18 protein-coding genes and 2 pseudogenes are annotated in these 15773 nt (G+C 34.5%); 17 read left to right on the forward strand and 3 right to left on the reverse strand.

Annotated elements, in window-relative coordinates:
* The first annotated feature begins 55 nt into the window (after positions 1 to 55).
* The 8 genes from M014_RS0125985 to M014_RS0126020 all read left to right on the forward strand — a co-directional run bounded on the left by M014_RS0125985 (position 56) and on the right by M014_RS0126020 (position 6408).
* Positions 56 to 415: a GNAT family N-acetyltransferase gene (locus M014_RS0125985; protein ID WP_026594303.1), complete on the forward strand. Its 360-nt coding sequence runs from the start codon at positions 56 to 58 to the stop codon at positions 413 to 415.
* A 56-nt stretch (positions 416 to 471) separates the two neighbouring features.
* The gene (locus tag M014_RS0125990) at positions 472 to 801 is read left to right on the forward strand and encodes a hypothetical protein (protein ID WP_026594304.1); all 330 of its coding nucleotides are present in this window, start codon (positions 472 to 474) and stop codon (positions 799 to 801) included.
* Between the two features lie 100 nt (positions 802 to 901).
* Positions 902 to 1882: an N-acetylmuramoyl-L-alanine amidase gene (locus M014_RS0125995; RefSeq protein WP_026594305.1), complete on the forward strand. Its 981-nt coding sequence runs from the start codon at positions 902 to 904 to the stop codon at positions 1880 to 1882.
* A gap of 190 nt (positions 1883 to 2072) precedes the next feature.
* A complete protein-coding gene (locus tag M014_RS0126000) occupies positions 2073 to 3032 on the forward strand; it encodes an ABC transporter substrate-binding protein (protein ID WP_026594306.1) in 960 nt (319 codons plus the stop codon).
* 133 nt (positions 3033 to 3165) lie between these two features.
* Positions 3166 to 4041 (forward strand): D-amino-acid transaminase, encoded by an 876-nt coding sequence (dat, locus tag M014_RS0126005; protein ID WP_026594307.1) that lies wholly within the window; start codon positions 3166 to 3168, stop codon positions 4039 to 4041.
* A 102-nt stretch (positions 4042 to 4143) separates the two neighbouring features.
* The gene (locus M014_RS0126010; protein ID WP_026594308.1) at positions 4144 to 4791 is read left to right on the forward strand and encodes a nitroreductase family protein; all 648 of its coding nucleotides are present in this window, start codon (positions 4144 to 4146) and stop codon (positions 4789 to 4791) included.
* Between the two features lie 275 nt (positions 4792 to 5066).
* Complete coding sequence (locus tag M014_RS0126015; RefSeq protein ID WP_026594309.1) at positions 5067 to 5555, forward strand: hypothetical protein; 489 nt, start codon at positions 5067 to 5069, stop codon at positions 5553 to 5555.
* Between the two features lie 304 nt (positions 5556 to 5859).
* Positions 5860 to 6408 carry a cysteine hydrolase family protein gene (locus M014_RS0126020; protein WP_026594310.1) on the forward strand — a complete coding sequence of 183 codons (549 nt, stop codon included), beginning with the start codon at positions 5860 to 5862 and terminating at the stop codon, positions 6406 to 6408.
* 65 nt (positions 6409 to 6473) lie between these two features.
* On the opposite strand, the gene M014_RS0126025 is transcribed toward M014_RS0126020, so the two are convergent.
* A complete protein-coding gene (locus M014_RS0126025; protein WP_026594311.1) occupies positions 6474 to 6923 on the reverse strand; it encodes an NUDIX hydrolase in 450 nt (149 codons plus the stop codon).
* A gap of 269 nt (positions 6924 to 7192) precedes the next feature.
* Between M014_RS0126025 and M014_RS27510 the strand changes: the two are divergent.
* The 6 genes and pseudogenes from M014_RS27510 (at position 7193) to M014_RS0126055 (ending at position 11136) form a co-directional block, all read left to right on the forward strand.
* A pseudogene (locus M014_RS27510) lies at positions 7193 to 7499 on the forward strand (hypothetical protein).
* Positions 7500 to 7536: 37 nt separating this feature from the next.
* Positions 7537 to 8655: a GAF domain-containing sensor histidine kinase gene (locus tag M014_RS0126035; RefSeq protein WP_026594312.1), complete on the forward strand. Its 1119-nt coding sequence runs from the start codon at positions 7537 to 7539 to the stop codon at positions 8653 to 8655.
* 14 nt (positions 8656 to 8669) lie between these two features.
* Complete coding sequence (locus M014_RS0126040) at positions 8670 to 9305, forward strand: response regulator (RefSeq protein WP_026594313.1); 636 nt, start codon at positions 8670 to 8672, stop codon at positions 9303 to 9305.
* A gap of 30 nt (positions 9306 to 9335) precedes the next feature.
* A pseudogene (locus tag M014_RS29470) lies at positions 9336 to 9473 on the forward strand (phosphogluconate dehydrogenase (NAD(+)-dependent, decarboxylating)); the annotation flags it as partial.
* 149 nt (positions 9474 to 9622) lie between these two features.
* Positions 9623 to 10159 carry an NADPH-dependent FMN reductase gene (locus M014_RS0126050; protein WP_026594314.1) on the forward strand — a complete coding sequence of 179 codons (537 nt, stop codon included), beginning with the start codon at positions 9623 to 9625 and terminating at the stop codon, positions 10157 to 10159.
* Between the two features lie 182 nt (positions 10160 to 10341).
* Complete coding sequence (locus M014_RS0126055; protein ID WP_026594315.1) at positions 10342 to 11136, forward strand: VOC family protein; 795 nt, start codon at positions 10342 to 10344, stop codon at positions 11134 to 11136.
* 104 nt (positions 11137 to 11240) lie between these two features.
* On the opposite strand, the gene M014_RS0126060 is transcribed toward M014_RS0126055, so the two are convergent.
* Together M014_RS0126060 and M014_RS0126065 are read right to left on the reverse strand one after the other, a co-directional pair.
* Entirely contained in the window at positions 11241 to 11663 is a 423-nt protein-coding gene (locus M014_RS0126060) for a DUF1801 domain-containing protein (RefSeq protein WP_026594316.1), read from the reverse strand.
* Positions 11664 to 11818: 155 nt separating this feature from the next.
* Complete coding sequence (locus M014_RS0126065; RefSeq protein WP_026594317.1) at positions 11819 to 12031, reverse strand: hypothetical protein; 213 nt, start codon at positions 12029 to 12031, stop codon at positions 11819 to 11821.
* A 545-nt stretch (positions 12032 to 12576) separates the two neighbouring features.
* On the opposite strand from M014_RS0126065, the gene M014_RS0126075 reads away from it, so the two are divergent.
* The 3 genes from M014_RS0126075 (at position 12577) to M014_RS0126085 (ending at position 15703) form a co-directional block, all read left to right on the forward strand.
* The gene (locus tag M014_RS0126075) at positions 12577 to 13134 is read left to right on the forward strand and encodes a YdcF family protein (RefSeq protein ID WP_026594318.1); all 558 of its coding nucleotides are present in this window, start codon (positions 12577 to 12579) and stop codon (positions 13132 to 13134) included.
* A gap of 103 nt (positions 13135 to 13237) precedes the next feature.
* Positions 13238 to 14188 carry an ABC transporter ATP-binding protein gene (locus tag M014_RS0126080; RefSeq protein ID WP_026594319.1) on the forward strand — a complete coding sequence of 317 codons (951 nt, stop codon included), beginning with the start codon at positions 13238 to 13240 and terminating at the stop codon, positions 14186 to 14188.
* Positions 14189 to 14191: 3 nt separating this feature from the next.
* Positions 14192 to 15703: an ABC transporter permease/substrate-binding protein gene (locus M014_RS0126085; RefSeq protein WP_026594320.1), complete on the forward strand. Its 1512-nt coding sequence runs from the start codon at positions 14192 to 14194 to the stop codon at positions 15701 to 15703.
* The last annotated feature ends 70 nt before the right edge of the window (positions 15704 to 15773 follow it).

A 15773-nucleotide genomic window follows, 5' to 3' on the forward strand; every position in this document is an offset into this window, starting at 1 on the left:
TTTTCATAAATATGTATTATGCTTGATACACTAATAGTAAGAGGGTGGACAACATATGATTACGTTTGAAAAAGTGAATACAGAGACAAAAAGAGTTGTTGAAGAAATGTTTGCTTCTCATGGTTTTAATAGGAAGAAAGTTCAATATTGTATAAAAATTGATGATACATATATTGGTGTAATGGATTATACAGTACAAGGTGAACACGCTGTATTATCTAATTTAATTATTCATTTTGATTACCAAGGTTACGGATATGGAACAAATGCTTACTTTACATTTGAAGAAATGATGAAGCATAGAGATATAAAAGATATCCAGGTACTAAAAGGAGATCTAACTGAACAAGCTAAATCTTTTACAGAGGGACTCGGCTTTATATGGAATGGTGAAATATACATAAAGCGCTTCTAGAAGGAAAAAGGATACCTGAGATAAGAAATGAATATAAGGCAGGTGGATGTATGACGATGACGTCGGGTTTTTTACTAATAGGGGGGTGTTTTGTTGTGGCAGAACTTTGCCAAATTTTCATTCGGAAAATGATGCGTAAAAAACGCAAGCCGTATGAATGGCAATACATTCCCGTATTTTTTATTTTGTTTTTCACTTTATATTTATTGCAAAATACGATAAATTTTCCGCCAATGTTAAATATTTTTTTGAAGTTTGGCTTAATATATAGTGGCATTGGAATAGCTATTTTATTTTGTTTGTTTTGTATACGACATGTTCATTATCAGTCGTACATATTTATTTTAAATTGGCTTAATCGAGATGATGGAAACCGCCTTACATAAGGGGGTTTTTTTATTTGTTTTGTAACCAACTTTTTATGTTGTACATAAAATAGGACGAGCATAATTATATGCTCTATTAAATACAGAAAGGAAATGGCATATGAAATTAGTTATAGACGCAGGTCATGGTGGATACGATTCCGGTGCTGTTGGTAACGGTTTGCAAGAAAAAGATTTAACACTTCAAATTGCTAAGCGTGTTCGAGATATTTTACTTGCAAATTATACAATTAATATTAAGATGACACGCGATAGTGATGTCTTTATCCCGTTATCAGAACGTGCCAATATTGCTAATTCTTTCGGAGCAGATTACTTCATCTCATTTCATATTAATAGCGGCGGCGGAACAGGTTTTGAAAGTTATATTTATAATGGACTATCAGATAGTAGTTCTGCAGCAGCTAAACAACAAAAGATGCATGCGGCAGTTAATCCTGTTTTAACAAAATACGGTTTGAGTGATCGTGGTGCGAAAAAGGCCAATTACGCAGTACTAAGGGAAACGACTATGGATGCATTATTAACAGAAACAGTATTTATTGATACAACCTTTGATGCAAATTTATTAAAAAATCCGCAGTTTATAGAAGATCTATGTCAAGCGTATGCAAAAGGAATCGCTGCAATTTTAGGGTTAAGGGAAAACCAAAATCCTCCAAATCCAACTCCTCAAACAAAAGGGGTGGCATATATCCGTGGGCAGAACGTAAATTTAAGAAGCGGCCCATCAACATCATCCCCAGTAATTCGTCAGTTAAATTATCCAGAATCCTATGTAGTTTATCAAGAAAGTAACGGTTGGCTAGATTTAGGCGCAGGCCAATGGATATATAATGATCCATCATATATTGATTACGTGAAATACGGGAATAGTGATGGAAGCCCGATTGGAGTGGCAAATATTCTAGGAACGAACGTAAATTTAAGAAGTGGTCCATCGACATCATCAGCAGTAATCCGGCAGTTAAATTATCCAGAATCCTATTTAGTATACGCAAACCAAAATGGTTGGCTAAACCTAGGAGGAAATCAGTGGATATATAATGATCCATCTTATATCAAATATGATCAATATTAAAATATGAAAAGATTATGAATAGAATCGAATAATACCCTGCCTCGAATGTCTTGCAGACAGAAGAATTTAGAGGGAGGGATTTTTTTGAGGAAATATATGCTAGAAAAGTTTTTTAAAATATATTGACAACATTTATTCAATACATTACCTTTAAAATGTCAATGATAATCAATTTCATCTAGGAGGAAGTATGATTCGAACTAAAAATATCTTTATGCTCTGCATCGTAATGTTAATGGTTATGATTGCAGGGTGTGGCAAAGAAGAGAAGAAAGAAACGAATGAAGCAAAAGGAAAAGATTCGTATGTAATTAAGCATGCGATGGGAGAAACAACGATTACGGGGACACCTAAAAGAGTGGTTGTCCTAACAAATGAAGGCGCCGAGGCACTTTTAGCGGTTGGAGTTACACCGGTTGGTTCTACAAAACCAAGAGCTGGTGATGAATGGTATCCACATGTAGCGAAAGAATTGAAAGATACAAAAGTTGTAGGAACTGAGCGTGATGTTAACTTAGAGGCAATTATGAAACTAAAGCCTGATTTAATTATTGGGAATAAAATGCGTCATGAAAAAGTATATGAACAATTAAAAGAGATTGCACCTACTGTTTATGCTGAAACACTGCGCGGAGATTGGAAAGAAAACTTTACGTTATACACAAAAGCTGTAAATAAAGAAAAAGAAGGGCAAAAAGCTCTTGGTGATTATAAGAAGCGTATTGAAGGAATAAAAGAGAAACTAGGAGATAAAGTAGAATCTAAAGTTTCAATCATTCGATTCGTTCCAGGTGACGTTCGTATTTATCAAAAGAATTCATTCTCTGGTGTAGTGTTAAATGATATTGGATTTAAGAGACCACCACTTCAAGATAAGGATGATTTTGCGATAAAAGGTGTTACAAAAGAACAAATTCCGAATATGGATGGAGACTACTTATTCTATTTCACATCCGATAAAGATGCTAAGAAATCGAATGAAGGAAATACAATAGCGAAAGAATGGACAGAAGACCCACTCTTTAAACAGTTACAAGCTTCCAAAAATAATAAAGTATTTGAAGTAGATGAAGTTATTTGGAATACAGCTGGCGGCATTAAAGCTGCGAACCTTATGCTAGATGACATTGAAAAATACTTTTTGAAATAAGTAAAGTAGAGAAAAACACATCACTATTTAAAGGGTGATGTGTTTTTTAAGTCTCAAATAACAGAAAATTCTTTCTGTTAAACAGGGGAAAGTTGTAAAATGGAATTAATAAAAGTAAAGGAGTGAAGAAATGATGAATGGTGCTCACAAAGATTGGATTTTGTTTAATGGTAAAATTGTAAATACCAAGGAAGAACAGCCAATGGTTGCATTAGAAGAGAGAGGTCTACAATTTGGGGATGGGATATATGAAGTATTTCGTTTATACAACGGGAAACCTCACTTGCTAGATTTACATTTAGAGCGATTTTTTAAATCTATGAAGGAAATTCATCTTGTTCCACCCTTTACAAAAGAAGAATTAATTCAGCAACTTCATCAATTAATTGAGAAAAATCAATTTCAAGAAGATGGTAATGTGTATATTCAAATTTCAAGAGGCGTGCAGCCGAGAAATCATATATACAACTCTCATTTAGAGCCAATGTACTTTGCAAATATTGTACCATTCCCAAGACCAATTACTACTATGGAAAAGGGTATCAAAGTAACAGTGGAAGAAGATATTCGCTGGAAATTTTGCCATATCAAATCTTTAAATCTACTACCTAATATTATGATTAAGAATAAAATTAATGAAGAAGGGTATCAAGAAGCAATATTAGTTCGAGATGGGATTGTAACAGAAGGGTGTCATTCAAATTTCTTTATTATAAAAAATAATAAGGTGATTACGCACCCTGCAGATCATTTTATTTTACATGGGATTACTCGTCATCATGTCATTTCATTAGCAAAAGCCCTACATATTGAAGTAGAAGAGCGCGAGTTTTCATTACAAGAAGTATACAAAGCAGATGAATGCTTTTTTACCGCAACACCTCTTGAAATATTTCCTGTCATTCAAATAGGAGCCGAGCAATTTGGTAATGGAGAAAGGGGGCCAGTTACGAAGCGGTTACAAGCTTCTTATGAGGAGAGTATTGCACCTTTTAAAGTTACTAATTGAACGTGAGAGGAAAGAGGAGCTGGTATTCTTCCAGCTTTTTTTTGTGGTATAATTGATCGTAAGGTGATTTCTGAAAACGCTATAAAAGGGGATTCTATGTATATGAAATATGAAGCATTTAAAGAAATAATTCACGGAAGACGAAGTGTCCGAAAATTCACAGAACAAGAAGTATCTGTTCGTGATATAGAAGAAATTATTGATTGTGCTCGTTACGCACCAAGTGATACGAATTCACAAACGTGGGAATTTATTGTCATTATGAATCGGGATAAAATTAAAAAAATTGAACAAATGACATGGGATGCTTTACATAAGTTGGCTGCACAAGCAACGGAAAAAGGTGAAGAAAAAGCAGGTAAATTACTTACACGTTCGTTTGGACCATATGCAACAGCTTTTTCTGATGCACCAGTTTTAATTGTATGCTTAGCTACACCATACGAATCTAAGTTTCGCGAAAAAATATTTGATCCGATTGACTTCGTTCCAAATTCAGTATGGGAAGAAGAAGGGATTAAGAGTAGCTGTTTAGCTGCACAAAATTTAATGTTAGCAGCATATGCAAGAGGACTTGGGACTTGTCCAATGACAGGACCTGTGTTATTGGCTCAAAATCAACTGCGACAATATTTACAAATTGAGCCTGAGAAACAAATCAATATGGTAATTTCACTTGGTTATCCGAAAGATCAAGCGAAAAAACTAGCGCGAAAAGAAGTTGAGGATATTACAAAGTTTATTTTGTAGAGTGCTGTGCGAAAAATTAGAAAAGACATTGGTGCATCCAATGTCTTTTCTAATTTTTTTAGAAGGGGATATTTTTTACTAATAATGGGCTAAAATGAGGAATAAGAAGGAATTTCTAATTATTTCTTGAAAAAATTAATGATGTTAAAAAAGAAAATATGGTACAGTAGTGATGAACAGAATGTTTGTTCACGGAAGTTTAAAAAAACTGAGCTTAGAACAGATAGTTATTTCTGTATAATAAATAAAGAATAAATTTACAGGGGGGATGAATTTTGAAAAAATTCATAATCGCTGGATCGTCTGCTTTGTTATTGGTTGGATGTGGTGTCTCAAACGGAAAAGAAGAAACCCAGCCGGTAAAAGAAGAACAAGTTGTGAATGCAAGTGAAGAGAGTGTAACGCCTTTTCCTGAGGGGACAATGCCGATTGGCGAGGGAAGAGTAAAAGTAATTACACCAGATGGCACTTCAGAGGGTGGGAATATACCAACTGTATTTGTAAAGAAAGACGCCCTCATTCAGCAAGTTGAATTAGAACTTACTCATTTTCAAAATGATAAAGAGACATTTGTATTCGTAGATAAAATATTTGAAGATAAACATCATGTTACTAACATGACGCAGACAACAGTAGAATTAAAACAAAGCACGTTAGAGACAGGCTACCATACAATAACGGCAGTTCAATTTGAAAATAATGATCCATCAGGAAAAGTTATTAATTTTGTGCAGGCTAAATTTGAAAATAAACCAGCGTTTTAAAATAGCTAACATGTTATGCATAATAAAAAGTACACTACTGAAAAAGTAGTGTACTTTTTGTTTTATCTGTTTTCGTAAAATGGGATTGTCAAGCGAAAGGATCTTACTGGATGATAATAAAAAGTGCAATATTACTGACGTATTCCAATCGATATATCCAAATCAAATAAAAATGACAAATACCTGTATCTTATATATAAATGCTTCGTAGGGATTTGTTTGAAAATGTCGAATAAAATATATTGAGTCGTTAAAACTCGTTTTCTATTGTTTAGCGTGAAACAAGTAGGGAGGAGAATAAGTGATGAAGCGGGCGCTTATAAATATTGATTATACATATGATTTTGTAGCAGAAAATGGTGCTTTAACGTGTGGAAAGCCAGGGCAAGATATTGAAGAGCATCTTGTAGCGATTACGAAGGAGTATATTGAAAACGGAGATTATGTTGTGTTTACTATTGATAAACATGAAAAGAATGATTCCTATCATCCAGAGACACAATTATTTCCACCACATAATATAGCGGGTACAAAAGGAAGAGATTTATACGGAGAGTTGCAAGATCTGTATGAAAAATATCAAGATAATGAGAATGTATACTATATGGATAAAACACGTTATAGTGCTTTTGCTGGAACGGAATTAGAAATGAAATTAAGGGAAAGAGGAATACAGGAAGTGCACCTTGTTGGCGTATGTACGGATATTTGTGTTCTCCATACAGCGGTGGATGCCTATAATAAGGGGTTTCATATCGTTGTACACGAAAAAGCAGTGGCCTCTTTTAATGAGCAAGGACATGAGTTTGCAATTGGGCACTTTAAGTCTTGTTTACATGCTACAGTGGAGTGAAGAAAACTAAAAAATGAGAGTTATGTAAAAAAGACTTTTAAAAATAAAAGTCTTTTTTATATGTTCTATATGGATACAACTTGCTGTTGAATGAGCTTCTTAATAAATGGACTAATATTTTCTGGTAATTGATGCAAGCGGAAAAATTTAACTTCTAAAGATTCAATACCATCAGCTTGTAATACGCCACCTTTTATTTCTTTACACATATAAGCGATTGTGATGGGATAAAATTCATCACCGTTCGGTAATTTTACAAAAAACTCTTTTCCAGAAAAAACACTTACTAAATTAAGTTCTCCTATCTCAATGCCAGTTTCTTCGAAAACTTCACGTCTTCCTGCATCTTCTGCTGATTCACCTAATTCAATAAAACCACCAGGAACGCCCCAAATACCACTTTGTCTTTTCTGAAGTAAAATTTGTCCTTGCTCATTTAGAACAGCAACAGCAACCCCTGCTAAATTAAGTGGATGTGGACCTACAATTTTACGTAAATCTTCAATATACCCCATAGTGTTATCCTCCAAATGAAAATAGATTAGAAATTCCCAATTATGTATTCTATAGTGTATTACTGTATACCTTTCTACGATTTAACTTTTAGAGCTGTGACGAGACAATATACCTTTTAAATATTGAAATTTCACATACCATAATATATTTAGATTGAAAAATACATGATTAAAATATCAAACAAATAATTCGCCCCTTTTTGACTAATTAATTTAATAAAGACAGAAAGAGATCATCGTTCATTGATATCTATAAGAAGGAATAGAAAATGCGTAATATATTTCAAAAGCTAGTAAATCGTCAAAATGGTGTTGCTCAGTTTGGACCTTGATATTTTCTCTAAACCAATGAACATGAATAGTTTTAAAGTGGATGTTCCAAAGGATTCTGATCAATATATTGTGCAAGCAGATTTACCAGGATTTCAAAAAGAAAACATTCAAGTCGATTTTGAAAGAGAGGTATTTGTGAATCAAGAAAGAATTGCGGCAGCATTTAAAGACGGTGTTCTTACTGTCTCATTACCTAAACTGAAGCTGATGTATTTAGCTTCTTTTTTTGTTTGTAGTATTTAGAAATTTCTTAATGTTATAATGATAATTGGTGATGAACATGAATTATGATGAAAAGGAAATGCGGCGGTTAGAAGCATTGAAAGAAATTGCGGAGTTGTTAAATGAGGCAACTGATTTACAGGAAATGTTAGAGGAAGTATTACATACATTATTACAAGTGATGAATCTACAAACAGGCTGGGTATTTTTTATTGATGAAAAAGGAACGCACCGTATGCTTGTTGATAGGAATTTGCCTCCAGCACTCACATGGAATGAAAAAAAACCGATGTGTGAAGGGGATTGTTGGTGCGTGAATCGATTCGTAAATGGACGTTTAGAAAAGGCAACAAATATCATTGAGTGTAAGCGAATTGAAGATGCCATTGAATATAATTGGGGAGAGACAGAAGAGATTACACATCATGCGACGATTCCTCTTCGTGCTGGTAGCGAGAAGTTCGGTTTACTTAATGTTGCTTCCCCACATAAAACGTATTTTTCAGAGGAAGAACTAGCCTTATTAGAAGCGATTGCATTCCAAATCGGAACAACAATACAACGAATTAAGTTAGTCGAGAAAGAGCGTAAATATGTAGTTGTAGCGGAGAGAAATCGACTTGCACGCGATTTACACGATTCGGTGAAACAATTGCTATTTTCCATAATGTTAACGGCTAGAGGTACTCTTGATATGACAAAGGATAAAGAATTGCAAGGTATGCTTAGTTATATGGGGGAATTATCACAAGAAGCGCTAGAAGAGATGACGTTATTAATTTGGCAATTACGACCAGAGGGATTAGAAAAAGGGCTGGCAGAAGCAGTGCAGAATTACGGAAAGTTATTAGGTATTCAAGTAACAATTCGAATTGATGGAGTTATTTCAATTGGTGATGAAATAGAAGAAGTGCTGTGGCGTATAAGTCAGGAAGCATTGCATAATTGTAAAAAACACGCTTCGTGTGAGAGAGTATCAGTTTACTTAAAAACAGAAAATAGTAAGTTGAACTTTCAAATTGAAGATGACGGCATTGGGTTTGTTAAAGAAAAAGTTAGAGATTCAGCGCTTGGTTTAAAAAGTATGAAAGAACGAATTGAACTATTGAAAGGAACATTTCGAATAAGAACGAAGCTAGGACAGGGAACAAAGATTGAGATTCAATTACCGGTTTGAAAGGGAGAAGTTCATTGAAAATTAAACTATTACTTGTAGAGGATCATCATATCGTTAGGAGAGGGCTTGTATTCTTCTTAAAAACGAAAGAGGAATTTGAAATAATAGGAGAAGCAGAGAATGGGGAAGAGGCGTTAGAGTTGATTCGAAAAGAAAGGCCAGATGTAGTATTAATGGATTTATCAATGCCAAAGATGGATGGGATTGAAGCGACAAAACGTTTGAAACAATATGACGCCACAATTAAAATACTTATGTTAAGTAGCTTCTCAGAGCAAGATTATGTTCTTCCGGCACTAGAAGCGGGCGCGGATGGCTATCAACTAAAAGAAGTACAGCCAGATCAACTGGTTGCTTCTATTATCGCTGTATATCAAGGAAATGCGAATCTTCATCCGAAAGTAACTCCTGCTTTGTTAGGAAGACCAGTAGTGAAAGAGGAAAAGCAGGATAGTTTATTTATGCTGACAAAAAGAGAAAGAGAAGTACTTTGTGAGATTGCGAAAGGAAGAAGTAATAAAGAAATAGCAGCAGAGCTTTATATTACAGAACAGACTGTAAAAACACATGTTTCAAATGTACTTGCGAAATTGCAGGTAGATGATCGGACGCAAGCTGCGTTGTATGCTGTGAAGCATGGGGTTGTATAGGAAGGACCTATTATGGGAGAAGAAGTTATATTACAAGCGTCCTCTCCAGTTATTGCAATGTCAATGTTCATGCGTTATCGTTCTCAAAAAGATGATACATTCCACGGAAAAGTTGTTTCAGCACTCCGAAATCAGTTTGGCGGACATGCTGTTGTAAAGAATGATTAATTGATATATCAAGAACTCATACAAAAGTATGAGTTCGTTTTTTAATTTTCATACTATTTTCTCAAAGCCTTTCCCTCTATTTGCTGATTTTCGCATAGAATATTCTGATATTATAGAGGTAGAACTTAAAACAAAGGAGAGAAACACACATGAAATTAGTCGTAATTAACGGAACACCACGTAAGTTTGGGAGAACTCGTGTCATTGCAAAATATATTGCAGAGCAATTTGCAGGGGAATTATATGATTTAGCAACAGAACAGTTGCCTTTATATAATGGGGAAGAATCACAACGAGAATTAGAAGCAGTAACGAAATTGAAAAAATTAGTAAAAGAAGCTGATGGTGTAATCCTTTGCACACCTGAGTATCATAATGCAATGAGCGGTGCGCTAAAAAACGCATTAGATTTCTTAAGCAGCAGTGAATTTGTCCATAAACCAGTTGCTCTATTGGCAGTTGCAGGCGGTGGAAAAGGCGGTATAAACGCACTTAATAGTATGCGTATTGTCGCGCGAGGCGTATATGCGAATGCAATTCCAAAGCAAGTTGTATTAGACGGTTTATACGTGCAAGATGGTGAGCTCAGTGAGGACGCAAAACCATTAATTCATGATCTTTTCAAAGAGTTAAAAGCATATATGAGCGTGTATAAAGAAGTGAAAAAGCAATTAGGGGTGGAATGATAAGCGTTTGCTTTGTTACGAATCTTAAGATGAGTTTTTAGGAGTTAATGGTCAATTGTCCATTGGCTCTTAGGTAAATATGAAAACGATACCATTAAAACTGGTTGCAGATTCATAATATAAACGAATGAGTAGTTTGCTAAATTTATCGTATTGATTGAAAACACGGTGGGGGAATGAGGATGATTACACATTTTTCAGAGTTGAAATTACAGACAGTATCTATTCAGGGGGTAGAACAAGTATATGCAAAATGTCTTGGAATTCCAATTTTATCAAAAACAAATAAACAAATAAGTTTTAAATTAACTCCATATGTTTCATTAGTTTTTGAAGAATCATATGAACCACTTTCTCCTGCTCATTTTGCTTTTCAAGTACCATTTTCAAAGTTCTATGAAACAGTAAAGTGGATTCAAGAATCAGGTTTGCTTATTGTAAGGTGGGAAGACGGTCATGAAATTGACGAAGAGGATGGTCGATTAAATTTATATTTTCGTGATGGAGATGGAAATCTTCTTGAAATTATTGCACATAAATATATTGAAGAAGATGTTTTAATTCCATACACACCTTTGAACATTTTGTACTTAAGAGAAGTAGGATGCCCAGTAAAAAGTGTGCCAGTATATAGAGAGTGGCTAAAATCCAATTTATTTATGAAAACATTTGAAGATGGTGAAATATTTAACTTTGTAGTTGGTGGTACGGCTCATGTTGTTGCAAGCTGGAAAGGAAGACCTTGGATTCCAATTGCAATGAAAGCTTTGCCGCCGAAAATGCATATTTCATTTGGGACGCCGAGTCTTGAGTTCATTCAAATGGTCCAGAAACATCTAAGAGGAAGCGATGTACCATTTCATTTTCATAATAATGAAATATCGTTTGTTCAAGAAGGATATTCTTTTTCTATACAATATACGCCTCATCTTAAAGCTGATATTCCTAAAAAGTTGAATTTACCACTTTCTATTTAAGTGGTATTTTTTGAGTTGTTATTATTGATGAGATTTTATAAGGGACTAACCTAAAAACAGGTATTTTGATGTGAGTTCAAAATACCTAATGCTTAATTATTACATTAATGATTCGGATACGTCTTTTTCAAAAAATTTATAGATTGTTTCATTAGCACTTTTAGCACATTAATATCAATGTCTGCTACTTTATTAATGTATACACACGATTTCCCAGATGTATGTTTTCCAAAGTCCTTTAATAGGTTTTCTCGCTCAGGATCACCAGTTGCGAAGTATAAACTAATCTTGGCTTTTCGGGGTGAAAAGCCTACTAATGGCGCATCCCCTTCATGACCAGATGCATATTTATAATGATATGTACCAAATCCAATTATACTTGGACCCCACATTTTTGCTGGATAACCAGTTGTTTCAGTAAATATATCTAGCAACTGATATGCGTCTTCTCGTTTTTTTAGGCTGTCAACATTTTCAATAAACTCGATTACACTATTGTTGGTTTCTGTTGTTTTGAGTTTGTACATAAAAGAATCCCCCCTTTTTAGATATAGGTTTTATCGCATATTTCATTATAATACATAGTTTGAATCAAAGTTACAGAATCTCTTGTATTCTTAAAAGAAATAAAAACTTTTGAATAAAAATTTAATTTCTATTTTCATCAAAAAATAACACAAAATTATTTCATTTCATCTAACTTCTCTTTTTTTCTAAGTAAATCGGTTTTTGTTATATCTCTAGAAATAATAAATAAAAATGAGTTAACCAAGACTAAAATGACATCTATACAAATGACCCAAGAATCACTTTTTATAAAAGAATTAGTCATAACCAATATTAATAAGCTAATTCCTGAAATGAAACGTATTTTGTTTTGTCCTATTTTCAACATAAAACCATCTCCTTTTCACTATATTACAATATTCTTGTTGTATTTAATATATATCAAATTATAAACAGGTAATGAATGCATTAAATGTAACCTTTTATCCCGAATAAACGAGAAGGAATATCCTCACCTCAAGATGCAGAGAGAAACAAGGAAGTTGGGTGGAAGATCGACTACACGTAAAAGCCCGATTGGTTCAACTAACCAACAGTTGGGGATGAAGACCTCCCTACTGTTGGAAGTTTCACTTTATTTTGATACCCCAAAAATATTCTTGAAATAAGGAGAAACTTCCAATAAAACCATTGTATGACGAGAGAGAAAATACAAAATCTATAAAGGAACCATATAAAAAGAGGATGTGAAACAAAGTGGGAAAAACAAAAGCGTTAGGATCAGCGAAACATAAAGGGAATCAAACTCAGTGCCATACATCTTCTAAAAAAGGGCGTAATGCTCAAAACGCAGGACAACGCAGTCACTAAAAAATACTTCTGTCTCCCTTTCTTTTTCTATATAATATAAAGAAAGGGAGTGTAAGCTTATATATGAACAAATGGATACTATTTATTATCTTATTATTTCCACCCTTATGCATTGTGTATATGACATATCGAATGAAAAAAGTTGCTTATGAAAAAGTAAGTGATAACGCTCCATATGTATTAATTTTAGGTGCAAAATTATTTGGGGATAAACCTTCTTTATCTCTTCAAAATCGGTTAGATGTAGCTTTAATGTATTTAAATTCTCATCCGGAAACAAAAGTAATTGTATCTGGAGGACAAGGTGAAGATGAGGATATTCCTGAGGCTCACAGCATGCGAAATTATTTAATACAACATGGAATTGAAGATGGACGTATTTTCATTGAAGATCGCTCGACAAGTACTTATGAAAATCTAAAGTTTAGCATGGAATTATATCATGTAACGCACGCGGTGGTTGTAAGTAATACATATCATCTATATCGAACAAAAATTATTGCTAAACGTTTAGGTATGCAAATGGAATCACTTGCAGCACCAACGCCAAAGCGCTCAAAGAAGAAAGCTTATATACGTGAGTATGCAGCAATTATTAAAACAATATTATTCGATCATTAGAGCTCAAGTAAGGGCTCTTTTTTCATGAATAAAAAGCGTATCATTTGAAAAGAAGATAAGATTCTATCAGAATGAAAGAAATGATAATAAGGGAGTTGTATTTGTGATTCGATTTGAACACGTTTCAAAGGTGTACAATGGAACGAAAGTGGTAGACTCGTTGCATTTAGAAATTAAAAAAGGGGAGTTTTTTGTCCTCATAGGTCCGAGTGGTTGCGGAAAGACGACCACGATGAAAATGATTAATCGTTTAATTGAAACGACAGAAGGCTCAATTTCTATCGACGGAAAAGATATTCAAGAATACAATATTCATGAATTACGTTGGGACATTGGGTACGTTCTGCAACAGATTGCCTTGTTTCCTCATATGACAATTGCCGAAAATATTGCGATTGTACCTGAAATGAGAAAATGGAGTAAAGAAAAAGTTCGGGAGCGTGTGGATGAGTTACTTGATATGGTTGGATTAGATCCAGATGTGTACAGAAATCGTATGCCTGATGAATTATCTGGTGGACAAAAGCAGCGTGTAGGAGTTGTAAGAGCACTAGCTGCCAACCCGAAAATTGTTCTGATGGATGAACCATTTAGTGCGCTAGATCCATTAAGCCGAGAACAGTTGCAAAAGGATATTGTAAAATTACAGAAAAAAATCCAAAAAACCATTGTGTTCGTGACACATGATATGCAAGAAGCGTTAACACTTGGTGACCGAATTTGTGTGATGAAAAAAGGGAAGATCGTTCAATTAGATACACCAGAAGGAATCATACATAGTCCCGTAAATGATTTTGTAGAAGAATTTATTGGAAATCGTGTGCGCCCTTGGTATGAAGGAAAGAGCATTGAAGATGTGTTGCCATTTGTGAGTGATAAACAAGTAGAAAATGATGTTATACCTCTATCGACAAATGCTTCACTGCAAGAAGCTTTGATTCGTTTGGAAGCAGAAGAAGCTGTTCCAATTGAAAGAGATGGACAATGCATTGGGACATTAACAAGCCGTCATATTGTGGCATATTTGACTGGACAAATGAAGGAGATGGGGTAAATCGTGTCTGCATTATTACAAACGTTTCAAGAACGAAAGTTAGAATTACTTCGCGCTCTTATTGAACACCTTCAAATTTCACTTATTTCTTTATTTTTTGCAGTAATGATTGCCGTTCCGCTAGGCATTTTGTTAACGCGTCGAGAGAGAATTGCTGAATTCATTATAGGAACATCTGCAGTTATGCAAACAATTCCTTCATTGGCTTTACTAGGGCTTTTAATTCCCCTAGTTGGTATTGGAAAGGTGCCAGCAATTATCGCGTTAGTTGTATACGCGTTATTGCCAATTTTACGAAATACATATACGGGAATCCGTAAGTTAGATCCATCGCTTATTGAAGCAGCAAGAGCGATGGGAATGAACAGTTTTCGAAGATTATGGAGAATAGAACTTCCACTCGCATTACCGATTATAATGGCTGGAATTCGTACAGCGATGGTACTAATTGTCGGAACAGCTACGTTAGCTGCTTTAATAGGGGCTGGGGGGCTTGGAAAACTTATTTTACTCGGTATAGATCGAAATGATCATGCTCTTATCGTATTAGGGGCTGTACCAGCCGCATTGTTAGCTTTATTCTTTGACGGTGTACTTCGGATGTTTGAAAGCACTAGACGATCTCCTAAGCGATTTATAATGGCAATATGTATCATTGTGGTTGTTATAGCTGCACCATTTTTAGTGAATACGCAAAAGAAGGATATCGTAATTGCTGGGAAGCTTGGGTCTGAACCGGAAATTTTAATGCAAATGTATAAACAACTGATCGAACAAGATACTGATTTATCTGTAGAGCTTAAACCTGGGCTTGGGAAAACAGCATTTGTTTTTGAAGCTTTAAAATCGGGAGAAATTGATATGTACCCTGAATTCTCAGGGACTGCATTATCTACTTTTGTAAAAGAAGAACCAAAGAGTACAAATCGCAAAGAGGTATATGAACAAGCCCGCCAGGGGATGGAAAAGAAATATCAAATGGTGATGCTAAAGCCGATGGAATATAACAATACATATGCGCTTGCAATGCCAAGAGATATTGCAGAGCAATATAATGTAAAAACAATTTCAGATTTACGAAATGTTGCAGCAAATGTTAAGGCTGGATTTACATTAGAATTTGCAGATCGGGAAGATGGATATAAAGGGATGCAAAAGGTATATAACTTCCAGTTTCCAAATGTTAAAACGATGGAACCGAAGTTACGTTATAGCGCAATAGAATCTGGTGATGTTACTGTCATTGATGCTTATTCTACGGATAGTGAACTTGAGCAATATGAACTGCAAGTACTAGAAGATGATAAAGGATTGTTTCCACCGTATCAAGGAGCTCCATTGTTAAGAAAAGAGACACTTGAAAAGTATCCTGAACTTGAGAAGACATTAAATAAACTTGCTGGGAAAATATCAGATGAAGATATGAGAAAAATGAATTATGAAGTAAATGTAAATGGTAAAAGTGCAGAAAAAGTAGCGAGGCAATTTTTAGAAAAAGAGGAGTTAATTCATTAATATTTACAAGAAATATACAATTTAATGATTGAAAATCGACCGTTCGTAATAAAATGAACGGTTTTTTTGT

Source organism: Bacillus sp. UNC437CL72CviS29 (assembly GCF_000482345.1).
GTDB classification, from domain to species: domain Bacteria; phylum Bacillota; class Bacilli; order Bacillales; family Bacillaceae_G; genus Bacillus_A; species Bacillus_A arachidis.

What these genes read in the sequence shown, in the direction of transcription:
- M014_RS0126000 (WP_026594306.1), top strand. Translation starts at nt 2,073, where the DNA reads ATGATTCGAACTAAAAATATCTTTATGCTCTGCATCGTAATGTTAATG.
- M014_RS0126035 (WP_026594312.1), top strand. Translation starts at nt 7,537, where the DNA reads ATGAATTATGATGAAAAGGAAATGCGGCGGTTAGAAGCATTGAAAGAA.
- M014_RS0125985 (WP_026594303.1), top strand. Translation starts at nt 56, where the DNA reads ATGATTACGTTTGAAAAAGTGAATACAGAGACAAAAAGAGTTGTTGAA.
- dat (WP_026594307.1), top strand. Translation starts at nt 3,166, where the DNA reads ATGAATGGTGCTCACAAAGATTGGATTTTGTTTAATGGTAAAATTGTA.
- M014_RS0126075 (WP_026594318.1), top strand. Translation starts at nt 12,577, where the DNA reads ATGAACAAATGGATACTATTTATTATCTTATTATTTCCACCCTTATGC.
- M014_RS0125995 (WP_026594305.1), top strand. Translation starts at nt 902, where the DNA reads ATGAAATTAGTTATAGACGCAGGTCATGGTGGATACGATTCCGGTGCT.
- M014_RS0126050 (WP_026594314.1), top strand. Translation starts at nt 9,623, where the DNA reads ATGAAATTAGTCGTAATTAACGGAACACCACGTAAGTTTGGGAGAACT.
- M014_RS0126020 (WP_026594310.1), top strand. Translation starts at nt 5,860, where the DNA reads ATGAAGCGGGCGCTTATAAATATTGATTATACATATGATTTTGTAGCA.
- M014_RS0126010 (WP_026594308.1), top strand. Translation starts at nt 4,144, where the DNA reads ATGAAATATGAAGCATTTAAAGAAATAATTCACGGAAGACGAAGTGTC.
- M014_RS0126025 (WP_026594311.1), bottom strand. Translation starts at nt 6,923, where the DNA reads ATGGGGTATATTGAAGATTTACGTAAAATTGTAGGTCCACATCCACTT.
- M014_RS0125990 (WP_026594304.1), top strand. Translation starts at nt 472, where the DNA reads ATGACGTCGGGTTTTTTACTAATAGGGGGGTGTTTTGTTGTGGCAGAA.
- M014_RS0126065 (WP_026594317.1), bottom strand. Translation starts at nt 12,031, where the DNA reads ATGTTGAAAATAGGACAAAACAAAATACGTTTCATTTCAGGAATTAGC.
- M014_RS0126055 (WP_026594315.1), top strand. Translation starts at nt 10,342, where the DNA reads ATGATTACACATTTTTCAGAGTTGAAATTACAGACAGTATCTATTCAG.
- M014_RS0126060 (WP_026594316.1), bottom strand. Translation starts at nt 11,663, where the DNA reads ATGTACAAACTCAAAACAACAGAAACCAACAATAGTGTAATCGAGTTT.